The organism is Bacillus sp. AFS055030 (assembly GCF_002574545.1).
GTDB lineage: Bacteria > Bacillota > Bacilli > Bacillales > Bacillaceae_G > Gottfriedia.
Genome location: NZ_NUGT01000029.1, coordinates 22,347 through 45,425, shown reverse-complemented (window position 1 = coordinate 45,425; position 23,079 = coordinate 22,347). Strand labels below are relative to the sequence as shown.

Genomic DNA, 23,079 nt, shown 5'->3' with positions numbered 1-23,079 from the left:
TCTATAGGGTACATTTTATTGCGGCAATCCTTTTTTCTTTTTGATGTATTTTATTTAGACTAGGAAAAGATTATTAAAATGCTCACTAATTGACCCAACACAAATAATAAAAAGACATATTAGTTTCTTTATTTAGTAAAATAGTTTACAATTTAGTAGTTGAATTGTAATTTAAGTAATATACATAAAATTAAATGACCATAGATCGCTGAGTTTTGGTTGAGTGTTTCTTCTATATTTAGAGAGACAGTTCAATTTTAAGCGGGGGAACCAATTTTTGTACAAATTGTACTTTGGGGTGAATCCTTTTTAGGTAGGGCTACTTTTTAGGTCCGAATCCGACAGCTAACCTCGTAGGCGTGTAGGGAGAAGGTTTCCAAAATGATGTCTTAATAAGGCACTGGAGATTTTCCCGGTGTCTTTTTTGTGTTCATTTTTGATAAACGAAGAAGTAAGTGGGGGTTATGAAGTGCTAGAAATGTATATATTTGGTGGGATTCTTATTGTAACTATGCTAATAGCAGTATTTATGACTCGTAAGGATTCTGTAGTAGATGAGGAAAACGGAAAATATAGATGTGGGAAGTCAGGTAATAAGAAGAGAATCGTTAGAGAGAGAAAATCAGGTAAAGTCGTAAGAATAGATTGATTAGTATTGCCTGTAGTTCACGAATTTAATTAAGTTGAAATAAAATTTAATCATAACTTTAGAGAGTGGTCAACTATGCCATTCTCTTTTTTATTTAGTTTAGGTTTCTTAATTCATATTTAGTTCATAATGAATTTATATAATATGTACATAATTATTTGTAAATGTAAGCAGGTGGATTTATTGAATCATGTAAACGTATTAGTTGTCGATGATGATGCAAATATTAGAGAGTTAATCTCTATTTTTTTAAGTGGTGAAGGCTATACGGTTATCGAGGCTGAAAATGGTCAAGAAGCATTAACGTTACTAGAAGAAAATAATATTCAAATAGTAGTAGTTGATGTGATGATGCCTGAGGTAGATGGGTATGAGCTGACAAAAGAAGTTAAAAAGTATTATGATATTCCAATTTTAATGGTGACAGCAAAAGGTGAATCTCAGGATAAACTAAAGGGATTTGATCTTGGGATAGATGATTATGTTGTAAAACCATTTGATCCTTTGGAAATCGTAGCCCGAGTAAAAGCGCTATTAAGAAGATTTCAATTACTATCTGATAAAAATATTTTTGTAGGTAATTTAACGATTCATCAAGATAAATATGAAATTTCTGCGAATGATCAGTCGATTACGTTACCGTTAAAAGAATTCGAATTATTGTTAAAGCTTGCAAGTCAAGCTGGAAGAATATTTACTAGAAATGATTTGATTGAGCAAATATGGGGACTTGATTATGAAGGAGATGAACGCACAGTTGATGTGCATATAAAGAGAGTACGTGAGAGACTTAGAGAGTTAAAGGCTACAGTTGAAATCGTAACAATAAGAGGTTTAGGCTATAAATTAGAGGTTAATCACACATGAAAAGCATGTATACAAGATTAGTTTTAATCTTTATTTCTGTTATTATGTTGAGTTTAGTTATCACTTTTTTTATCTCTTCAAAATATTTTATTAAACATGTTGAAACAGAAGTACAAAGTGATCTAATAGATGTTGGAGAAAATTTTATTTCGATCTACCAAAAGCAGGATAATCAAAATGGGGTAGATGCAACTCTCCAGATTCTTAGTAAAAATTTTTATCTATCACTGTATGATGAGTCCGGAAATATCGTTTTGAAAAATACAGCATTAAAAAAGAAAAATGTAAAAAAGGAACAAGTATTAAACGTACTAAACAAAAATACTGTTCAAACAAAAGGTTATCTTATAGGTCTACCTTTTAAAAAAGATGGTCATCAATATGCTTTATTTATTCACCCAAATATTGATCGTGGATTCTTTAAAATGCGGAGGGTATTATTTTTTAGTTTGCTTACAACCTTAATAATTGGATCAGTAACATTTTTATTTGTTGCGAAGTTATTAGTAAAGCCAGTAAAAGAGCTAATTCGTGCCACAAAGGAACTGGCTAAAGGTAACTACGGGGTTCAAGTAAAGACTAAACGTAAGGATGAAATTGGATTACTTGCTTCAAACTTTAATGTGATGACGAATAAATTAAACAAGCTAGAAGAGATGCGAAGTGAATTTGTTTCAAATGTTTCTCATGAAATTCAGTCACCGTTAACATCAATTAAGGGATTTGCAAAGGTTTTAAGGAATAAGCAATTAACTGAAGAGAAAAAGGAGCATTATATATCTATTATTGAGGCAGAGAGTGAACGTCTTTCGATGATGAGTGAAAGATTATTAAAGCTAGCTTCATTAGATTCTGAGCAACATCCATTCCAGCCTTCTACCTACAAATTAGATGAACAAATTCGAAAAATTATTTTGGCATTAGAACCACATTGGGAAAGTAAAAAGCTTCAATTAGTTTTAAATTTACCCCAAACTGAAATAGTAGCAGATCGTTTACTACTTGAACAAGTTTGGATTAATTTACTTCAAAATGCGATTAAATTCTCAAATATAGCTGGATATATAAAAATTGATATTTTGGAATTGAATCATAACGTTCACGTTCTCATTAGTGATAGTGGGCTAGGAATTAGTAAGGAAGATGTTGATCGGATATTTGAACGCTTTTATCAAGCTGATCGTTCTAGAAATAAAAAAGGAACGGGGCTTGGTCTTTCGATTGTACAAAAAATTATCGAAATACATCATGGGAAAATAGAGGTTGAAAGTGTTGTCGGCAAAGGAACTAGTTTTACGATTATCCTTCCGAAAAACTTGTTGAATTAAAAAATTCAATTATGTACTTAATTGTTCATAATCTGTTCATAAAGATTTGATAAACTAATCAGTAAATAGAGTTGTAATCAATCGAAAGGGGAAATAAATACATTATGTTTGCAGGTTTAACGAAATTAAGTTTGAAGAACACAATCTCCGTTATTATTTTAAGTGTTCTTGTTTTAATAGGGGGAATATATTCTTCCCAAAAAATACAAATTGAAACATTTCCAGATGTTTCATTTCCAGCTGTTGCAGTACAGGTAATATACCCTGGTGCATCATCTGAGGATATAGAAGCTGAGGTCACTAAACCAATTGAATCAGGTTTAATGAAGCTTGAAAAATATGATCAGTTAACAAGTACTTCAAGTGAAAATATGGCTTCAATTTTTATGATTTATCCATTTGGCACGGATATGGATAAAATTGAAAAAGATGTTGATAATGTGATCAATAAAACAAAGTTACCTGAAAAAGCAGAAGCGACAGTTCAACGTATTGCAATGGATTCTGCTCCAATTTACCAGGTTGCAATTGCAAATAACGGCCAAGTAAAGGATTTACAACAATCGATTGAAAAGGACTTACTTCCTAAAATTAAAAAAATCACTGGTGTTAGTGATGTAAGCCTACAAGGAACAAAGGCTGAAGAAATTCAAATCGTTGTAGATAATAAAAAAGCTGAAGAAAAAGGAATTTCTTTAGATACTATTAAAACGGCAATTCAAGGTCTAGATTATGCAGTACCATTAGGGTCTGTTGAGAATAATGGAAAAACAGTTTCTGTTCGAATGAAAGGTACGTTAAACTCGGTTGATCAAATCAAGAAAACAGTTTTATCTAGTGCAGCTGACCAAAGTACACAAATGGGTGCGATGAATCAAGGAGCACAACTAGGTAATGGCGCAGGACAAGCTCAATCAGTAATGCCCAAAAATGTAACTGTTGCTGACATTGCGGATGTAAAAGTAGTATCAGTTCAAGAGCAAATTTCTAGATATAATGGTAAAGAAAGTTATATTTTATCTGTTTCTCAAACACAAGATTCCAATACAGCGGATGTAGCAACATCTGTTAAAAAAGAAATTAAATCATTTAAGAAAGACAATAATGTCAAAACGCATGTCATTATGGATAACGGTAAAGAAATCGAAAAATCGGTTAGTTCTTTAATTAAAGAAGGTCTATTAGGTGCGCTATTTACAGTTGTTGTTATTCTATTATTCTTAAGAAATATTAGAGCGACAATCATTTCAATTTTATCATTACCAATTTCAATCTTTGCAACTATATCAGTATTAAATTCATTGGGTTATACATTAAACATTATGACTTTAGGTGGTCTAGTTGTTGCGATTGGACGTATTGTTGATGATAGTATCGTTGTAATTGAAAACATATACAGATGGAAACAACAAAAAGGTAATCAATATAAGAAAAAAGAGCTAGCATTATATGCAACTAAAGAAGTAATTGGTGCCATTGCATCATCTACATTTGCAACTGTAGTAGTATTTTTACCTTTAGCATTTGTAAGTGGTATTATAGGAGAATTCTTTAGACCATTTGCTATTTCAGTAGTAGTGTCGATTTTAACTTCTCTAATTGTTGCGATCATTTTAATTCCAACATTAGGTGCAAAATTCTTATCAAAACCATTAAAAGAGCATAGTAATGATACTCGTTTTATGAGAGGTTACGAAAAGTTACTTCGTTCGGCATTAAAACGTAAATGGATCGTGATCTTATTATCAATCGTTTTACTAGCTGGCTCATTATCAATGATTCCTTTATTAGGATTCTCATTTTTACCTGGTAGTGTAAATAAAACACTTCAAGTGACAGCAACCCTTCCATCAAATAGTACGGTGGAACAATCAAATCTAGTTGCAAAAGAATTAGAAAAATACTTTGCAGATTCAGATAAAATTGACAGTGTTCAAGCTACAGTTGGTGGTAAACGTGATTTTATGATGAATATGGATGGTGGCAAAAATAAAGCAATCTTACAAATCAATCTAAAAGACGGAAAGAACATGGATAAAGAACTTTCAAAAATCAACAAAGAAGTTCCATCAATTGTTGATGCGAAAGTAAAAGGTACAACAATCACAGCAAAAGAGCTTTCTCAAGATGGTCCTCCAACAGGGAACAATATTGATGTAAATTTATATTCTGCTAACTTTAATGAGTTAAAAGAAGCAGCATCAAAAATTGAAAAAGAATTAACTAGTGATGATCGCCTGAAAAATGTTTCTAATAATTTAAAAGATGTACAACCTAAATTAGAAGTTACATTAAACGATAAAGCACGCGATGAAAATATTTCAATGTTCCAAGTTATGGGAGCTATTAATGAAAAGATTAACGACGTTGAAATCGGTAATTACGATTTAAACGGAGAAACAAATAAGCTTACTGTGGGTTATAAAAATAAAGCAACTTCAAAAGAAGATATTGAAAAAATTAAAATCATGACTGCAACAGGTCCGAAAGAAATAAAAGATTATGTTACAATTTCACAAAAGGATGCACCTGTTTCAATCAACCATGAAGATGGAAAAATGTATGCATCAGTAAGTGCGGTTGTAAAAGGTAAAGACACAGCGGCAATTACAAAAGAAGTGACAAATCACTTAAATAAAATTGAATTACCAAAAAGCGTTGATATGAAAATCGGCGGCGGTTTAGATATGATTACAGATGGATTCAGTGATTTAGGATTAGCAATGGTAGTTGCTGTTGGACTAGTATTCTTAATCATGAGCATGACATTTGGTGGTTTAAGAACACCATTTGTTATTTTAACATCATTAATCTTTGTACCAGTCGGAGCTTTCTTAGCATTATTTATTAGCAAGCAAACACTATCAATGAGTGCAATGATAGGACTATTAATGTTGATCGGTATTGTAGTAACGAATGCGGTTGTATTGTTAGACCGTGTTGAACATAACCGTAAAAAAGGATTAGAAGTAACTGACGCATTAATTGAGGCTTCAAAGACAAGATTACGTCCAATCCTAATGACAGCATTAGCGACAATTCTTGCATTAGTTCCAATGGCCCTTTCAAATTCAACATCTGGTTTAATTTCGAAAGGATTAGCTGTAACTGTAATTGGTGGTTTAACAACTTCAACATTCTTAACACTAATCATCATTCCAGTTATTTACAAGTTAGTAAGCAAAAAGAAAAAGATTGAAGAATAATTAATGAAGAGTGCCTCACATAAATAGTGGGGCACTCTTTTGTATTTAACTCTGTTATATGAAAATAAAAAAGGCTGCCTAATTAGAGGACAACCTTTAAGAAATACACCTTTTATTATTTAGGCTCGTAATCAAAATGTAATTCATTATTTTCATTTACAATTACGCTTAAATTATAATCTTTAAAATACCATAAATCTGTCTCGTTTATAAAATAGACTACGCTATCAATTGTAATAGATTCTCCGATGTCAACAGGTTGTTCTTTCGTAACACCTAATGAATAGCCTTTATTTATTGTGCTATTTCCACCGTATCGAGCGAAAAAACGAATGGTATCTCCTTCTTTTACATTCATCTCATCTTGAAACCATTTTAATGCATCTTCGGAAATTGTAATTTTCATTTTTACCGACCTTTCTATATCTTATAAAAATATTATAGTATGAATGCGAAAAACTATACAGAAAAGTGATTTTAAAGTTAGTAAAATAAAGAAGAAAACCCTCAATTAGCGTTCAGGTTTTCTTCATTCATTAATGTGGGACAGACATGTTAGACAAACCCTAACTTATTTTTTGAAAAATGATAGAATGTTGTTTTTAAATAAAATAAACAGTGAAATAACGATAAATCCATAATAGACAATTTGTTCAACAAGTGGAGTAGCATCGATAAAGGAGAAAATGCCTTCGGTGAATACTTTGCCACCAAAGAAAACTAATAGAATACCTAGTAAAGTAAAGATCACTTTAATATTTAAATTAATTGTAGTTTTGATAAATAAATAAGCAATTAAGATCGCTGCGAATATTCCTAATAAAATTGATATTATACCAGCAAAGTCGATTGTATGTGCATTTGATAAGACAAATAGAACAAGCTCTAAGCCCTCCCGAATCACGAATACGCTTGCCATTAGAAATAATGAAATACTACTATCTTTAATTTTAACTTCTGATTTTAGTTTATCTGAAATATTCATGCTACTTTGACCACTTAGCCAGTAGATAAAATAGAAGATGAGCAATGCTGCAATTAATTGAATTACACCTTCGATTGTATGTTCAACATTTCCTTCTAGTTCACCGAAAGTTGTAAATATGAAAAATCCAGCAAAAATACTAACAACTACTCCAAGAATGGTACCGTAAACTACTGACTTAATTTTAGAAGGGGAAAAAATGGAATCTTTTACAAATAGAGCGATTGAAATTATTAAAAATATACCACAAGGAAAAGTAATGACATATGGTCAAGTTGCAAAATTAGCAGGAAGTCCTAGAGGAGCTAGACAGGTTGTAAGAATCTTACACTCGATGGGCCAAAAATATCATTTGCCATGGCACAGAGTTATAAATGCTAAAGGAGAAATAGGAATCCATGATGAAGAAGGATTTTTAATGCAAAAGAATCTCCTCCAAAACGAAGGAGTCAAATTTGAAAGTGAGAGGACTATTAACTTGAAGGATTATCAAGTAAATGTAGTTCTTGAGAAAGAAGATGTAGATTTAATTTAGGATGAATGAAAAGCTCATTCTAACGATAGTTTCGATCTTCGCCTAAAAAAACTCGTCAATCGACGAGTTTTCTTTATATGAAAATGTTTTTTATTAAAACATTGTTACGCAAAATATTGTTGTAAATTCGGATAGATGTTGTGTCAAAAAGTGTTGCCTTGGAATACTTTACAATAAAACATTGTTTTGTTATACTCGTGTCAGGAGGAATGTCAAATGAGTGAAGAATTAATTTCCAAAAAAGATTTACTACAACTGACAGGCATATCGTACGGACAGCTTTATAGATGGAAAAGGAAAAACATCATTCCTGAAGAATGGTTTATGAAAAAATCAAGCTTTACTGGACAGGAAACGTTTTTTCCAAAAGAGAAAATTTTGGATCGGATTGAAAAAATAAAAGAGTTGAAGGACGATCAATCATTAGATGATATTGCTAGAGTGTTTTCAAATAATGAAGAAATCGTTGTTGATCGTAGGAATATGACTATATCTTTGGAGCAAATTCCTAAACAAGTCTCACAAATATATCAATCACTTTTCCCAAATACTAAATTAGAGCATTTAAGTACGGTTCAACTTTGTTCCTTACTCTTTGTTAACGAGTGGCTTTCAAATGGAAGTTTAACAATAGATGAAATAAAGCAGTTTTTAAATTTGGTAGAAACTCATAAAAAACAAATTAACATAGATAAAGCAACTGTCATTTATATTCGTAAATTTGGTATGGGTACATGGATTATTGGAAATCAACATGAAACGTTTGTTGATCAAAAAGACTCAATATTAATCAATGCTACTCTCTCTAGCTATTTAAATAAATCGATTAAATAAATTATGAAGGAGAGATTATCGTGAGCGTGCAAACAAAACAAGATGCGATTATTAATGGTTCAGGAACAATTGGTTCTGGCAAATATGATGAAGTTAGAATTAGTGGAAGCGGACGTATACAAGGTGATATTTATTGTCATGAAGTGAAAGTTAGTGGTTCAGCAAAATTCAATGGAAATGTTGAAACTGATTATTTTAATTGCAGTGGGAGCGCTAAATGTCTCAGTGATGTTAATGCAAAAAAAATGAGTGTCAGTGGATCGGCTTCAATTGATGGAAAAGTTTCTGGTGGAGATGTGAATGTTAGCGGTAGCTTTAAAACAAAGGGAGACTTAAATGTTCAAAGTATTAATGTTTCAGGTTCAATGAAAACAACAGGAATCGTAAAGGCAGAAGTAATAACTGTAAAAGGGTCGCTTTCTACGGAAAAAGGTTCTGAATGTGAAGTATTTACTGCTAAAGGTCATTTGTCAATGAATGGTTTATTAAATGCAGAAAACGTAAAGATTACCCATGGAGGTTTAGGATATATACCTCATCATGGATATAGCTATATTCCTGAAATTGGTGGAGAAACGATAGAAATTAGCCGCTTCGATGGCAATAATCTATTTTTACGAGTTTTTTCTAAACTTTTTAGCCATCGATTGAACTTTAAATCAGATGTAATTGAGGGAAGTGCAGTAAAAATTGATTATACGACAGCGAGTGTAGTACGAGGCGATGCAGTAACAATTGGACCAAAATGTGTAATCGACCTTGTAGAATATACAGAAGATGTTCAAATTCATCCTTCAGCAAAGGTAAAGGATGTAAAGAAATTAGAACTATAAGCGGCTAAAAGGGGAGACCTTTAGTTGCTTTTTTTTTGCTTTCTGTAAAAACAAACATTTTATAAATAAAGCTGCAGATAGTAGTAGTTTTTGAAAGTTCTAATAAAGTGTAAGTGTGTTCTTTATTTCTGTTATTGAACATTAGTTAGTTGAATGTTAAGATAATAATGTGCAAACGGTTGCAATGAAATTGTACTTATTTTTATTTGAAGTCTACTTAAAACAGTTAATATTGTAAACGCTTTTATGAATTTGGAGGAGAGAGACTATGACAAAACAAAGTTGGTGGAAGGAAGCGGTTGCTTACCAAATTTATCCACGTAGCTTTATGGATTCAAATGGTGATGGAATTGGTGACTTAAGAGGTGTGATTTCAAAATTAGATTATTTAAAGGAACTTGGTATAGATGTTATTTGGATTTGTCCATTTTACAAATCACCAAATGATGATAATGGGTACGATATCTCAGATTATCAGGACATTATGGATGAGTTTGGCACAATGGCTGATTTTGATGAGCTATTAGAAAATGTACATGAAAGAGGAATGAAATTAATTTTAGATTTAGTAGTCAATCATACAAGTGATGAGCATCCTTGGTTTTTAGAATCTAAAAAATCTAAAGATAATCCTTATAGAGACTACTATATTTGGCGAGAAGGAAAAAAAACAGGATATGAGCCAAATAACTGGGAAAGTATTTTTGGTGGATCTGCATGGGAATATGATGAAGCAACAGATGAATATTTCTTACACTTATTCTCAAGAAAACAGCCAGATCTAAATTGGGAGAACAAAGAAGTAAGACAAAAAATATATGACATGATTAATTGGTGGTTAGATAAAGGAATCGACGGTTTCCGAGTAGACGCGATCAGTCATATAAGAAAACGACCAGGTTTTCCTGATATGCCAAATCCAAAGAAAGAAAAATATGTATCAAGTTTTGATATGCACATGAATCAAGAAGGGATTCACAAATATCTGGATGAACTAAAACGTGAAACATTTGATAAATATGATATCATGACAGTCGGTGAAGCAAATGGCGTCACAACGAAAGATGCACATTTGTGGGTTGGAGAAAAAGAAGGTAAGTTCAATATGATTTTCCAATTCGAAAGTTTGGATCTTTGGAAGAAAACCGATGAATCTGAAACTTCGATCGCCGATTTAAAAGAAGTACTTACGAAATGGCAAACTGGTTTAGAAGGATATGGATGGAATGCATTATTTATAGAAAACCATGATATACCTAGAGCAGTCAGTACATTAGGAAATGATGATGAAGCATTTTGGAAAATTTCAGCAAAAGCTATCGGAGTAATGTATTTCTTTATGCAAGGTACACCATTCATTTACCAAGGGCAAGAAATTGGCATGACAAATGTTCATTACACATCAATCAACGATTATAATGATGTAAGTGCAAAAAATATGTATAATTCAATGATTGAAAATGGTTCGACTGAACAAGATGTTCTAGATATTTTATGGAAAACTGGCCGTGATAATTCTCGTACACCTATGCAATGGAACAGTACAAAGAATGCTGGATTTTCAACAGGTAAACCTTGGCTGAAAACGAATGATAACTTTAATGAAATAAATGTTGAAATCCAAGAAAAAGATGCAGATTCAATTTTATCATTCTATAAAAAGATGATTATATTACGTAAAGAAAATAAGGCATTAGTTTACGCGCCATATGAATATCTAGACGTGAAAAATGAACCTGTTTATGCATACACTCGAAATGGTGAAAAAGAAACATTCTTAGTCATTACTAATTTATCTTCAGAGAAACAAAAATTTATTTTACCGAAAGAACTTACGAAAAAGAATGCACAATTAAGTTTAACTAACATTGAATGTACAGATCATCAATTAGTTGAAAACATGGAATTTAAACCTTTTGAAGCTAGGGTTTATCGCTTAACTTAATATAGTTGTATGGTATTAACTAAACAGACTGTCAAATGACAGTCTGTTTTCTTTTGTTTAGGATGTTCGCTTTCTAAGGGACATATCTGTTTTCATTTCCCTAAAAAATGGCTGTCGAATGATAGTCATTTTTTAATGCATCTATTTGCAAAAATCTACAAGGTTTTATAGTATTACAAACACTTCGACAATTTGTAACACTTTTGTAATGGCTTTCAAAATTGTATTTTGTTAGACTTACAATATCAATGAAGGGGGAGAAAGAGATGAAAAAGCAAGTCCTTATAGCTTTCGTATGCTTACTGAGCATGGTATTTTTTACGACTAAATCACAAGCAGCATCTACATATAACCCATACTCAAAGAAAAATCAAGTTACAAAAATCGCTAAACAATATACTGGAGTACCATATCGTTTTGGTGGTACAACTACTAAAGGTTTTGACTGTTCAGGTTATGTAGGCTTTGTATACAAAAAAGTAGGTACTAAATTACCTCGAACTGCTTCGTCTATGTATACTGTCAGCTCGATTGTTAAAAAACCTGTTCCTGGAGATTTAGTTTTCTTCAAAAATACATACAAAAAAGGTATCAGCCATGTAGGAATTTTCATGGGTAATAATAAATTTATCTCAGCGACTTCAAGTAAGGGAGTAGCTGTTGTGAGTCTTTCTAATTCATATTGGAAGCCGAAATTCGCAGGCTCAGGTAGTGTCATTAAATAAACATAATCATAAATGCAATTTACTTTCTTAAGAATGGTAGATTGCATTTTTTTTGCACTTTAAGAACGTATAAATTAGTAGGGGGATGAGTGTTGCAAATAGGCCACCATCACCGCCAATCGTAAAGTTTTCATAAAATATTCTTTTTTAATAAATAAGTAGATTATATTCCAATGATATAATGACCCTTAACTAAACTAAGGGGCTGGTAATCATCGCATTAGTCTACTTTACTTTTTTTGTATTAGGTCTAGTATTTGGTTCTTTTTTTAATGTTGTTGGGTTAAGAGTACCAATCAGGAAATCGATTATTTCACCGGGATCCTCGTGTTCTAATTGTGGACATAAATTGAGTCCCATCGAATTAATACCAGTATTTTCTTTTTTACTCCAAAGAGGGAAATGTCGAAGTTGCGGGATTCTAATTTCCAAACAATATGTATTCATTGAAATACTAACAGGTATACTATTTGTTTTATCCATCTATGAAGCTGGTTTTCATAAAGATTTAATGATTACGATTTCGATCATATCTTTATTAATCATTATTGTTGTTACGGATGTTAACTATATGATAATTCCTAATCGTATTCTACTATTCTTTTTATTCATTTTTAGTATTGAGCGAATCTTAATTCCATTAGATCCTTGGTGGAGCAGTATAGTAGGGGCGATCGGAGCATTCGCGGTTTTACTTTTAATTAATGTGATTACTAGAGGTGGTATGGGAGGAGGAGACATAAAGTTATTTAGTGTGCTAGGAATCATTTTAGGTTGGGAACTTACTTTTATTACATTTATGCTTGCATGTTTTTCAGGTAGTATTTACGGGTTAGTTGTCATATTGTCTGGAAAATTAAAGCGGCAAAATCCAATTCCTTTTGGTCCATTCATCGCGATTGGTGGATTAGTTAGTTCTTTTTATTCTGAAAATCTATTAGAACTCTACGATATTATTTTTCGTTAAGCAATAAAAAGGCTATTTAATTGAAAGTTCTTCAACTAAATAACCATTGTTATTCTTATGAGAATAATTTCTCTTCTACACTTTTAATAACTGAATTCCAGTATTTTTTGTCCTCAACGAAGTTTGTTCGAATCGCTTTAAAGACAGCAGTTTGTTTTTCTTGGAAGTTTGGATCATCTTTATCTGGAAGTTCTTTTTTCATTTCAACTACAATTTCTTCAATCTCCGCAGAACGTGGTCCCCATACGTTTACTTCATCCCCTTTTTCATCCATGAAAACAAAAATCGGAATAGAACGAGATTTACCATTTGTTAAATATTGATCCATTAATTCTAGGTTTTCATCTCGAATTAGGAATCTAGTATCTATATTAGCAAGTTCCATCATTTTCTGAATAACTGGTACATTCAGTAATGCATCGCCACACCAATCTGCAGTTAAAGTTACTACCTTCCAATGACGATTCTTTAATTGTTCAAGTTTTGCTTTTGTACTCTCAGGAATCGTAACTTCATTATAAATTTTTAGAAGTTCTTCTTTATTTACATTCATTGCTTCTACATATTCTTGAAAACTCATGCCTTTTTCGAACCAAGAATTTAATGACATGTCCATTCACTCCTTTAATGTTGATAAATAGTATTATACCCCATTCGCCATAAGAAGGAATGCAATAAGACTTGCAGAATAAATATACAGTATATGTTTTATATGCAGTTTAAGCAGGAGGGAAAAAAATGAGTGCGCAAATTGAGATTTCAAAAAATCGGAAGCGCTTTCCAAAGTGGATTAAAGTTACATCAACGATTCTAATTGTTATTGTCTTAATCGTTGCGGGAACCGGCCTGTACTTAACAAAAAAATCATTACCAAGCATTAAAGGAAATTTAAGGATTAGTGGATTAAGCCATAAAGTAGAAGTAGTAAGGGATGAAAAAGGAGTACCTCATATTAGTGCGAAAAATTTGCATGATTTGTATGTTGCGCAAGGCTTTGTAACTGCACAAGATCGATTATTTCAAATGGATTTAAGTAGGAGACAAGCGTCCGGGCAATTAAGTGAAATAATTGGTGATGCTACAGTAGAGCGCGACTCATATTTTCGAACGCTTGGTTTAAGAAGAGCTGCTGAAGCTTCTTACAGCAAATATAATAAAAATGGACAAAATGTATTAAATTGGTATGCAGAAGGAGTAAATGCGTACATAAGATCCGCAATAAAGGAAAATAAACTACCAGTTGAATTTAAAATTTTACAATATAAACCTTCTAAATGGACGGCAATTGACTCACTAGTAATTGGTAAGTATATGGCTTTTGATTTAGGTGGTCACTGGAATGAACAAGCATTTCGTTATTACGCTATGAATAAATTTCCAAAGGATAAGGCTTTAGAGCTATTTCCAGCAAATAATGATCTAGATCCGTATATTATTCCGAGTAATACTTCAAAAATAGACGTAGAAAAAAGCTTTGCAAGTGCAATTATTCCACCTGTTTGGAATGGAAGTAATAATTGGGTTGTTAGTGGCTCTAAAACCAAGTCCGGTAAACCATTATTAGCAGATGATCCTCATTTAGGATTAGCGACACCGGCAATTTGGTATGAAACACAATTAAAATCTGGTGATATGAATGTAAGTGGTGTCATTTTTGCAGGGGTGCCGGGAATCATTGTGGGTCATAATGAACATATTGCCTGGGGAGTAACAAACGTAGGCCCGGATGTGCAAGATTTATATATTGAAAAGCGAAATCCAAATAAGCCTGACGAATTTTTATATGATGGTAAATGGGAAAAGGCACAGGTTATAAATGAAACGATCAAAATTAAAGGTAAAAAGAATAAGGTTTTACCTGTTATGATAACGAGACATGGTCCGGTTATTTCGGAATTTGCAAGTGATGCCGGTAAAGATACTGTATTCTCTTTACAATGGACAGCACTACAACCGACAACGGAGCTAGAAGCCGTTCTAAAATTTGACGTTGCAAAAGATTGGAATTCGTTTAAAGAAGGATTGGCTTTATTTGAAGCTCCTGCGCAAAATTTCGTATTTGCATCGGATGATGGAACAATTGCTTACCGAGCGAATGGAAAAATTCCAATCCGTAAAAAAGGTGATGGTCTAATACCAGTACCAGGTTGGACGAGTGAATACGGTTGGAAAGGATTTATTCCATACGATGAACTACCAACGAGCGTTAATCCAAAGGAAGGATTCATTTCATCTGCAAATAATAAAGTAGTTGATGAAACATATCCATACCATATTTCAAACTCATGGGCACAACCTTACCGTCAATTACGCATTCAGGAAGTATTAAAAACGAATGATAAATTGACTGTTAAAGATATGCAAAAGCTACAAATGGACGAAATGAACTTACAGGCGAAGGAGCATGCACCGAAGTTTATAAAGTCAATAAAACAAAATAAAAACCAATTATCAACTGTTGAAAAAACAGCTTTAAAGGAACTTGAAAAATGGAATTTTATAGATGATAAAGATGAAGCTTCTCCTCTTATATTCCAAATGTGGATGGCTCAAATAAATAAGGCATTATTCAATCAACAAATCTCTAGTGATATGATGGATTTATTTGGAGACCGCAAAGTCGTAGTCGATCAAATGCTACGTGACAGCTTTAACGGGAAGAAAGTGATCTGGGTAGATGAACAAGGGGGAATTGATAAACTATTATTAAAAACCTTCAAAACAACCATTAAAAAAATTAGCAAAACAGACGGTGACAATGCAGCAAAATGGAAATGGGGTGATCACCATAAAGTTGCTTTCGAACACCCATTATCCAGTATTAAAATCTTAAGCTATTTCTTTAATGCAAGAGATCCAATCCCAGTAGGAGGTAGTTCAACTACAGTTAAAGCAGCAGGATATGATGCCCATGGGATCGTAGACCATGGTGCATCATGGAGAACTGTCGTAGACTTTGCAGATTTAAGTAAATCAGTAAACGTAGTCGGTCCAGGACAATCTGGAAGCCTCGGAAGCAAATGGTATAGTGACCAAATGGAAGATTGGGCAAATGGAACATATCATACTACTTCTTTGAAAAGTGTTGAAGGTGTAAAACAAATATTGGAACCTGGAAAAGCAAAGAAGAAGTAGAAAAGCAAGAAGCATGAGACAGACCTATAGAAGAAGGTCTGTTCAGACTATTGACAAACGCTCGCTTTCTTCGTTGCTTCGCCTGCCTGCGGTGCTCATTACCGTCTAGGGTAACTCCGCTCCTCACCAGGCTTCGCGCCTCGAAAGACAAGCGCTTGCAATCAGTCTGAAAATCAGATTTTTTGTACTCTTTGTCTACACACTGGACAGACCTATAGAAGAAGATCTGTTTTCTTTGTTTGAGGAGTGGTTTTTATAGCGGTTTTTAAACACCTTTTTTCACACGCAATCCTAATTTCTTCCTTTTCGTCATCTCTTATAATAAAATATTTAAATAGATTTTCCTAAACTAATTGAAAAAGGGGGGGCTGTGAAAATGGATGGAATGGGTTTAGTTCTCGAAGGTGGAGGAATGAGAGGGATTTATACTGCCGGTGTTCTTGATTATTTCTTGGAACAAAATATAGAAATTCCTTATGTAATAGGAGTTTCTGCGGGTGCTTGTATGGGAACTTCTTATCTATCAAAACAACATGGTCGTAATAAGCGAGTAAATACGGAATTTTTACAGCATCCAGATTATATATCTTTTAAAAATTTAATTCGCAATAAGCAACTTTTTGGTATGGACTTATTATTTGATATTATTCCTAATGAGTTAGATCCCTTTGATTTTGAATCTTTTTATAAAGCTGAGCAAAAGTTTGTAGTTGGTACGACAGATTGTATTACAGGGGAACCTGTTTATTTTGATAAAGATCAAATTGTAGAATCAACAGATATGTTAAATATAATACGGGCATCTAGTTCGTTACCATTAATGGCTCCAATCATTCAGTTTAATGATCATTTCTTAATGGATGGTGGCATTGCAGATCCGATTCCAATCGGTAAATCTGAAGCCGATGGTAATCGTAAAAATATAGTTGTTTTAACGAGAAATGCTGGTTATCGTAAAAAACCTTCAAAAGGAACTTGGTATTTGCAAAAAAAGTATAAAAATTATCCTGGACTTGTTCAGGCCGTACTAAAAAGATATGAAGTTTATAATAAACAGTTAGAATATATTGAGGAGCAAGAAAAATTAGGAAATATATTTGTCATTCGTCCTATTCAAAAGTTAAAAGTTAGCCGAATCGAACGAAATAAAGCGCGTTTATTAGAGCTTTATAAAGAAGGTTATGAAGATGCTAAGCGACTTCGTGAGCAAATTTTAGGTTTTATATCGTATGAAAAAACGACCTGTTAAATCAGGTCGTTTAAGTGTATAGAAAATTAAACTATTTTTTACTAATTCAAAAACGTTCGTCATTCTAAGTACGGGGGCTAAACAACTAAGAAAGGGAACGTTTGCATCAGTTTGATCAACCTGTTAAATTCAGGTTGTTTTTTTATGGGGGAGGGAGAAAATAGATTAATCCTTATTATTTTTATTGTTATTATTCATCATGTTTTTCATCATCATTTCAAACATTACCATATCGACACCTAAACATGGATTCATACATCCACAGTTACTTTTTCTTCTATGACAACAACATCTGCAATTGCAGTGACAATCATGAATATGACAATCACAACGATCTCGATGGCAATCATCACAATCACATTTTCGTCTACAATTACTTGAGTTCATGTTGACTTGATCTTGGTTGTTCCACATCGTAGAACACCTCCTTGTATAATCTACATAACAAAGTATGCATAGATGTCCCATCAAGGAAAGGCTAGTACCTAAATAAAAAATAAAAAAGCACATTAATCTTTTTAAGGATTATGTGCTTTAAGAAAATTATTATTAATGTGGGAAGAAAATCAATTGGATTAGGAATAAAACGCCAAATAGATAAATAACTGGTTTAACAGTTTTTGCTTTCCCTTTAACGATTTTTAATAATGGGTAGGAAATAAACCCAAGTGCAATCCCTGTAGCAATACTTGATGTAAGTGGCATTGTGATAATAACTAGAAATGCAGGGAATGCTTCTTCAAAGTGATCCCACTCAATATGACGAACACTACCCATCATTAAACAACCTACTACGATTAAAGATGGAGATGTAATTGCTGCTACACCAGAAAGTGAATTAACAAGTGGGCTAAAGAATGCTGCAAAAACAAATAGTAATGCAACAACAAGTGCCGTTAAACCTGTTCTACCCCCAGCTGCAACACCTGCAGAAGATTCGATATAAGCTGATGTAGGAGAAGTACCAAACATTGCTCCAATTGTCGTACCGAATGAATCTGAAAGCATCGCACGACCTGTACGTTTTTCATCTTTCTTATTTAATAAACCAGCCTGAGAAGCTACACCTAAGAAAGTACCTGTCGTATCAAAAATTGTCACTAATAAGAATGAAAAGACAACCGAATATAGTCCATAATGAATGACATCTGAAGCTGCTGTTATTGGATTAGCAACAATGATCTGTTCAGGCAATTTTGGGAAAGAAAAAATACTTCCTTTAATATGCAATTTTTCAGCAAAACCAGCAATGATTGCTGTTGAAGCCATTCCGAAGAATAGAGCTCCATTTACATTTAATGCAAATAAGATAACCGTAATTGCAATTCCGACTAGAGTAAGAACTACTTCAGGAGAATGAAGATCACCTAATCCAACTAGATTACTTTTATTCGCAACGATAATACCTGAAAGACGTAAACCTATAAAAGCGATAAATAAACCAATTCCAACACTAATGGCATGTTTTAATGTATTTGGAATTGCATCAATTAAATGCGTTCTAAATTTCGTTAAAGATAGAATGATGAATAGGATACCTGTAATAAATACAGCTGAGAAAGCTAATTGATAGGAAATACCATGTGCCTTTGAAACAACTGAATAGGCAAAGTATGCATTCATTCCCATTCCGGGAGCAATTGCAATTGGGTAGTTTCCGAACAATGCCATACATAGTGTCCCGACTAAAGTCGCTATGATTGTTGCAGTAAATGCTTGGTCAAATGGAACGCCAGCCCCGGATAATATGATAGGATTAACAATTATTATGTAAGCCATTGTTAAAAAAGTAGTAAAGCCAGCTATAATTTCTGTTTTTATCGAAGTGTTAGCTTCTTTTAATTTAAACATAAACGTTCTCCTTGTTAAAAAATACGAATGATTAACTCAACAGTTATTAATAATATTCGTTTTATTGTGAAAGTGCAATAGTTTTTTAGAATTTTACATCTTTTAACAAATTCACTTCTGTTTAGTATTCCTTAAAGTATAGTTTGGGTATGCTAAATCTGAATTATTTATAAGGAGGATGTAGAAATGAATAATCAGAAACAGTTTCCGACTAAATTTATTCCGCAACATCAAAATAAGCAACCAGGTATCGAAAAAGAAATGACTCCAATACCGATATCAGATGATCCTAACTACAAACCAAGTGGTAAATTAAAGGATAAAGTAGCCATTATTACTGGAGGAGATAGTGGGATTGGAAGAGCTGTTTCCATCCTTTTTGCAAAAGAAGGGGCATCAGTTTTTATTCCGTATTTGGATGAGGATGTTGATGCACAAGATACAAAGAAATATATAAATGATTTCGGTGGAAATTGTGAAATAATGAGATGTGACATTCGAACAGAGGAAGTTTGTAAACAAATCGTTCAAAATGCAATTCAAACCTTTGGCAAAATTAATATTTTAGTGAACAATGCTGCTGTTCAATATCCACAAAAGAATTTGGAAGACATTACTGAAGAACAATTAAAAAGAACATTTGAAACGAATATTTTTTCAATGTTCTATTTATCAAAAGCTTGCCTTCCACATTTGAAGCAAGGAGACTCTATTATAAATACTGCGTCAATAACTGCATATAAAGGACATGATCAATTATTGGATTACTCAGCAACGAAAGGAGCGATTGTCACATTTACTCGTTCGCTTTCTACAAATCTTGCTCAAAAAGGAATTCGTGTTAATGGTGTAGCTCCCGGGCCAATTTGGACACCATTAATCCCAGCAAGTTTTGACGAACAAGAAGTTGCGAAGTTTGGCAGTACAACTCCAATGAAACGGGCTGGACAACCAGTAGAGCTTGCACCAGCATATCTTTATCTAGCTAGCAATGAAGCTTCCTATATTACAGGACAAATAATTCATGTTAATGGTGGAGTAATTGTGAACGGATAAACTAATAAAATGGTGCCATATATCCAAAAATTGAATATGGCACCATTTCATTAATACTTAGGTCGAAACGTGTGACAGCAAGTTTCACCACTATGTACAGCAGAAGTAGTTATTTCACCGTCTAAAACGGCATTTTGAATCGTTAAATCAAAGTCATTTGAGTATTCATATGCTTCAGTTTGAACAAGAATTGAGTCTGCTTGGCAAAAGTTTCCTTGCCCCCAAAAATTACAATTTGCAACACTACATCTAATTTCTGGCATGAACTCGCCCTCCTTTTGTTTTATTTTCTACATACTTTTCAATCTCATTCAGATTAAACATGGTACATGATAGAAATTTTTCTGAGAATATTGTAAACTTTTATCAAGAAAGAAGGAGTTAGGAAGATTTTTATCGAAATATATTCAGATTAAGTATAGGAGGAGAACAATATGAATTGGAAAACAACTTATGAAAAATGGATTCAATCACCGACATTAGATCAAGAACTTAAAGAACAATTAATTAAACTTGAGAATAATCAGCTTATACTTAAGGAAAGTTTCTATCAAAATTTAGAATTTGGAACTGGTGGTATGCGCGGGGAAATCGGACCTGGAACGAATCGTATGAACATCTATACTATTCGTAAAGCCTCTGCTGGTTTTGCAAAATATATTGAAAGCTTTGGAGAAGAAGCAAAAAACCGTGGAGTTGCAATTGCTTTCGATTCTCGTCATAAAAGTCCTGAGTTTGCAATGGAAGCAGCAAAAACACTTGCGACACATGGTATTAAAGCGTATGTATTTAATGAATTACGTCCTACACCAGAATTATCATTTGCAGTACGTGAGTTAAACTGCTTCGGTGGTATTGTCATTACGGCAAGTCATAATCCACCTGAATATAACGGATTTAAAGTTTATGGTGATGACGGTGGTCAATTACCTCCAGCTGCTGCTGATCAAGTAATTGAATACGTTAATTCGTTTGAAAATGAGTTAGAAATTGAAGTATCTTCTGAAAAAGAATTGGTTGAAAAAGGATTAATACATAGATTAGATGAAAAAATGGACAAATTATATGTTGAGCAACTAAAAACAGTGGTTGTTAACAACGAATTAGTTCAAAAACATGGTAAGGATTTAAAAATTGTCTTTACACCTTTACATGGTACAGCATTAGTACCTGCAACAATGTCATTAAAAGCAGTTGGCTTTGAAAATGTAACAATTGTTGAAGAACAAGCAAAAGCAGATTCGAATTTTACAACTGTAAAATCACCGAATCCTGAAGAACACGCAGCGTTTGAATATGCTATTCGTTACGGTAAAGAGATTGATGCAGATGTATTAATTGCAACTGATCCTGATGCTGACCGTTTAGGAATCGCTACGAAAAATGAAAACGGCGAATATGTAGTCCTAACTGGAAACCAAACAGGAGCATTAATGCTGCATTATTTATTAAGTCAACAAGATATACCTAAAAATGCACTATTACTTAAAACAATCGTTACATCAGAATTTGGACAAGTGATCGCATCAAAATTCGGTGTTAAAACAATCGATACACTTACTGGATTTAAGTTTATTGGTGAAAAAATTAAAGAATATGAACAAACGAACGAATACTCATTCTTATTTGGATATGAGGAAAGCTATGGTTATTTAATTAAACCATTTGTTCGTGATAAAGATGCAATCCAAGCAACAGTACTTGCTGCTGAAATAGCTACTTATTACAAAACAAAAGGTATGACTTTATATGAAGGACTAAATAGCTTATATGAGCAATATGGCTATTACTTAGAAGGATTAAAATCATTAACATTAAAAGGGATTGAAGGTACAGAAAAAATCCAATCGATTTTAACAAATTACCGTCAAAACCCTCCTGTTGATATAAATGGCCTAAAAGTTGTTACGGTTGAGGATTATAAACTTCAAGAAAAAACAACGTTAGAAACAGGAGAAAAAGAACAAATTCTTCTACCGAAATCAAATGTATTAAAGTATCAACTTGAAGACGGATCATGGGTATGCTTACGTCCATCTGGAACTGAACCAAAAATCAAGTTTTACTTTGGAATTGTTGGACAATCCCGTCAAGATAGCATCCAAAAATTGGATCGTTTACAACAAGCATTTATGGAAAAAATTGAAGTATTAGTCTAAAAAAGAGCGACTATTTAGTCGCTCTTTTCATTTATTTTAGTTAAACCTCTAATGATGAAATAAAAGATTGTTCCTCGACGCTTTCTTCCCTAGTGGCATGCTCAATATGTTGGAACATACCTTTAAGTTTTTCATCGATGATCGCTAAGTCCCTCTCGTATTTAAAGGCATGTAGAAAATGTTCGATACGTTTTGAAAAAAGCTCATCTTTCGTATTTACCATTAACACGAGAAGCTTATCCCATTGACAACAATAAGTGTAATACAATGCTAAATCATAATCGGATTGTACTTGCATTGTGAACCTCCTTTTTAGAGGGTACACATAGTTTATGGCGAAAAAAATTAATTAGCCATGAGAGAATTTAACAAAAGGTTACGGTAGAGGTTAGGTAAAAAAAGGATGGTTAAGTACAGAAACGATAGGGTAAAAAGAAAGTATTAGGTTGTGATTTTTTACAATTAGTTTGGGATTACAGATAAAATTTTTTTCAAGACTTAAGAATAATTTTATAAGAAACAGGGATAATATGATTAAAATCATAAGAAGCAATACTAGGGAAACTATGTACTCCAAACTGAATTATGATTTTGCTTATTCAAAAATAAAGAAATAAATAGAATAAAGTTATATCGAACGAGTCGAAAAAATAACATAAACTAACGTATGAATTTTTTTCATACGTTTATTTGCGTTTAAGATTTCAAAAAAATCCGAATTGGGCATATGAATATAGTATAGAAGTGAGTATTTT

Annotated in this window: 20 protein-coding genes and 1 riboswitch; of the genes, 14 read left to right on the top strand and 6 right to left on the bottom strand. The window is 32.8% G+C overall.

Annotation, left to right across the window (positions count from 1 at the left end; translation table 11 throughout):
* Nucleotides 1–238: 238 nt before the first annotated feature.
* A riboswitch (cyclic di-AMP (ydaO/yuaA leader) is annotated at nucleotides 239–374 on the top strand.
* Nucleotides 375–415: 41 nt separating this feature from the next.
* The 4 genes from CN925_RS12645 to CN925_RS12630 all read left to right on the top strand — a co-directional run bounded on the left by CN925_RS12645 (nucleotide 416) and on the right by CN925_RS12630 (nucleotide 6,050).
* Nucleotides 416–649: a hypothetical protein gene (locus tag CN925_RS12645; RefSeq protein ID WP_098846579.1), complete on the top strand. Its 234-nt coding sequence runs from the start codon at nucleotides 416–418 to the stop codon at nucleotides 647–649.
* A gap of 183 nt (nucleotides 650–832) precedes the next feature.
* On the top strand, nucleotides 833–1,516 hold the full coding sequence (locus tag CN925_RS12640; RefSeq protein ID WP_286138338.1) for a response regulator transcription factor: 684 nt from the start codon (nucleotides 833–835) through the stop codon (nucleotides 1,514–1,516).
* Nucleotides 1,513–2,844 (top strand): HAMP domain-containing sensor histidine kinase, encoded by a 1,332-nt coding sequence (locus tag CN925_RS12635; protein ID WP_098846577.1) that lies wholly within the window; start codon nucleotides 1,513–1,515, stop codon nucleotides 2,842–2,844. Before CN925_RS12640 ends, CN925_RS12635 begins: the two co-directional genes overlap by 4 nt.
* Before the next feature lie 104 nt (nucleotides 2,845–2,948).
* On the top strand, nucleotides 2,949–6,050 hold the full coding sequence (locus tag CN925_RS12630) for an efflux RND transporter permease subunit (RefSeq protein ID WP_098846576.1): 3,102 nt from the start codon (nucleotides 2,949–2,951) through the stop codon (nucleotides 6,048–6,050).
* 115 nt (nucleotides 6,051–6,165) lie between these two features.
* On the opposite strand, the gene CN925_RS12625 is transcribed toward CN925_RS12630, so the two are convergent.
* Nucleotides 6,166–6,456, bottom strand: a complete 291-nt coding sequence (locus tag CN925_RS12625; RefSeq protein ID WP_098846575.1) for a HesB/YadR/YfhF family protein — start codon at nucleotides 6,454–6,456, stop codon at nucleotides 6,166–6,168.
* Between the two features lie 165 nt (nucleotides 6,457–6,621).
* Nucleotides 6,622–7,218 carry an FTR1 family protein gene (locus CN925_RS12620; RefSeq protein WP_286138339.1) on the bottom strand — a complete coding sequence of 199 codons (597 nt, stop codon included), beginning with the start codon at nucleotides 7,216–7,218 and terminating at the stop codon, nucleotides 6,622–6,624.
* Nucleotides 7,219–7,234: 16 nt separating this feature from the next.
* Between CN925_RS12620 and CN925_RS12615 the strand changes: the two genes are divergently transcribed.
* The 6 genes from CN925_RS12615 to CN925_RS12590 all read left to right on the top strand — a co-directional run bounded on the left by CN925_RS12615 (nucleotide 7,235) and on the right by CN925_RS12590 (nucleotide 12,874).
* On the top strand, nucleotides 7,235–7,570 hold the full coding sequence (locus tag CN925_RS12615) for an MGMT family protein (protein WP_098846573.1): 336 nt from the start codon (nucleotides 7,235–7,237) through the stop codon (nucleotides 7,568–7,570).
* 216 nt (nucleotides 7,571–7,786) lie between these two features.
* Entirely contained in the window at nucleotides 7,787–8,404 is a 618-nt protein-coding gene (locus CN925_RS12610; protein ID WP_098846572.1) for a DUF4004 family protein, read from the top strand.
* A gap of 20 nt (nucleotides 8,405–8,424) precedes the next feature.
* A complete protein-coding gene (locus CN925_RS12605) occupies nucleotides 8,425–9,237 on the top strand; it encodes a polymer-forming cytoskeletal protein (RefSeq protein WP_180232948.1) in 813 nt (270 codons plus the stop codon).
* Between the two features lie 268 nt (nucleotides 9,238–9,505).
* Nucleotides 9,506–11,182 carry a glycoside hydrolase family 13 protein gene (locus CN925_RS12600; RefSeq protein WP_098846570.1) on the top strand — a complete coding sequence of 559 codons (1,677 nt, stop codon included), beginning with the start codon at nucleotides 9,506–9,508 and terminating at the stop codon, nucleotides 11,180–11,182.
* A gap of 266 nt (nucleotides 11,183–11,448) precedes the next feature.
* The gene (locus CN925_RS12595) at nucleotides 11,449–11,907 is read left to right on the top strand and encodes a C40 family peptidase (protein WP_098846569.1); all 459 of its coding nucleotides are present in this window, start codon (nucleotides 11,449–11,451) and stop codon (nucleotides 11,905–11,907) included.
* A gap of 205 nt (nucleotides 11,908–12,112) precedes the next feature.
* Entirely contained in the window at nucleotides 12,113–12,874 is a 762-nt protein-coding gene (locus CN925_RS12590; protein ID WP_353616071.1) for a prepilin peptidase, read from the top strand.
* 55 nt (nucleotides 12,875–12,929) lie between these two features.
* Here CN925_RS12590 and CN925_RS12585 read toward each other — a convergent pair whose 3' ends face one another.
* Nucleotides 12,930–13,484 carry a thioredoxin family protein gene (locus tag CN925_RS12585; protein ID WP_098846567.1) on the bottom strand — a complete coding sequence of 185 codons (555 nt, stop codon included), beginning with the start codon at nucleotides 13,482–13,484 and terminating at the stop codon, nucleotides 12,930–12,932.
* Nucleotides 13,485–13,612: 128 nt separating this feature from the next.
* Between CN925_RS12585 and CN925_RS12580 the strand changes: the two genes are divergently transcribed.
* Nucleotides 13,613–16,009 (top strand): penicillin acylase family protein, encoded by a 2,397-nt coding sequence (locus tag CN925_RS12580; protein ID WP_098846566.1) that lies wholly within the window; start codon nucleotides 13,613–13,615, stop codon nucleotides 16,007–16,009.
* Nucleotides 16,010–16,385: 376 nt separating this feature from the next.
* Nucleotides 16,386–17,258, top strand: coding sequence for a patatin-like phospholipase family protein (locus CN925_RS12575; protein WP_098846565.1), 873 nt, complete (start codon nucleotides 16,386–16,388; stop codon nucleotides 17,256–17,258).
* 549 nt (nucleotides 17,259–17,807) lie between these two features.
* Here CN925_RS12575 and CN925_RS12565 read toward each other — a convergent pair.
* Nucleotides 17,808–19,109: an NCS2 family permease gene (locus CN925_RS12565; protein ID WP_098846563.1), complete on the bottom strand. Its 1,302-nt coding sequence runs from the start codon at nucleotides 19,107–19,109 to the stop codon at nucleotides 17,808–17,810.
* A 186-nt stretch (nucleotides 19,110–19,295) separates the two neighbouring features.
* Between CN925_RS12565 and CN925_RS12560 the strand changes: the two genes are divergently transcribed.
* Nucleotides 19,296–20,165, top strand: a complete 870-nt coding sequence (locus CN925_RS12560; RefSeq protein ID WP_098846562.1) for an SDR family oxidoreductase — start codon at nucleotides 19,296–19,298, stop codon at nucleotides 20,163–20,165.
* A gap of 50 nt (nucleotides 20,166–20,215) precedes the next feature.
* On the opposite strand, the gene CN925_RS12555 is transcribed toward CN925_RS12560, so the two are convergent.
* The gene (locus CN925_RS12555) at nucleotides 20,216–20,428 is read right to left on the bottom strand and encodes a DUF1540 domain-containing protein (RefSeq protein ID WP_056471273.1); all 213 of its coding nucleotides are present in this window, start codon (nucleotides 20,426–20,428) and stop codon (nucleotides 20,216–20,218) included.
* 171 nt (nucleotides 20,429–20,599) lie between these two features.
* Between CN925_RS12555 and CN925_RS12550 the strand changes: the two genes are divergently transcribed.
* On the top strand, nucleotides 20,600–22,324 hold the full coding sequence (locus CN925_RS12550; RefSeq protein ID WP_098846561.1) for a phospho-sugar mutase: 1,725 nt from the start codon (nucleotides 20,600–20,602) through the stop codon (nucleotides 22,322–22,324).
* Nucleotides 22,325–22,364: 40 nt separating this feature from the next.
* Here the strand turns inward: CN925_RS12550 and CN925_RS12545 are convergent, their stop codons facing one another.
* On the bottom strand, nucleotides 22,365–22,622 hold the full coding sequence (locus tag CN925_RS12545; protein WP_098846560.1) for a YhdB family protein: 258 nt from the start codon (nucleotides 22,620–22,622) through the stop codon (nucleotides 22,365–22,367).
* Nucleotides 22,623–23,079 lie beyond the last annotated feature (457 nt).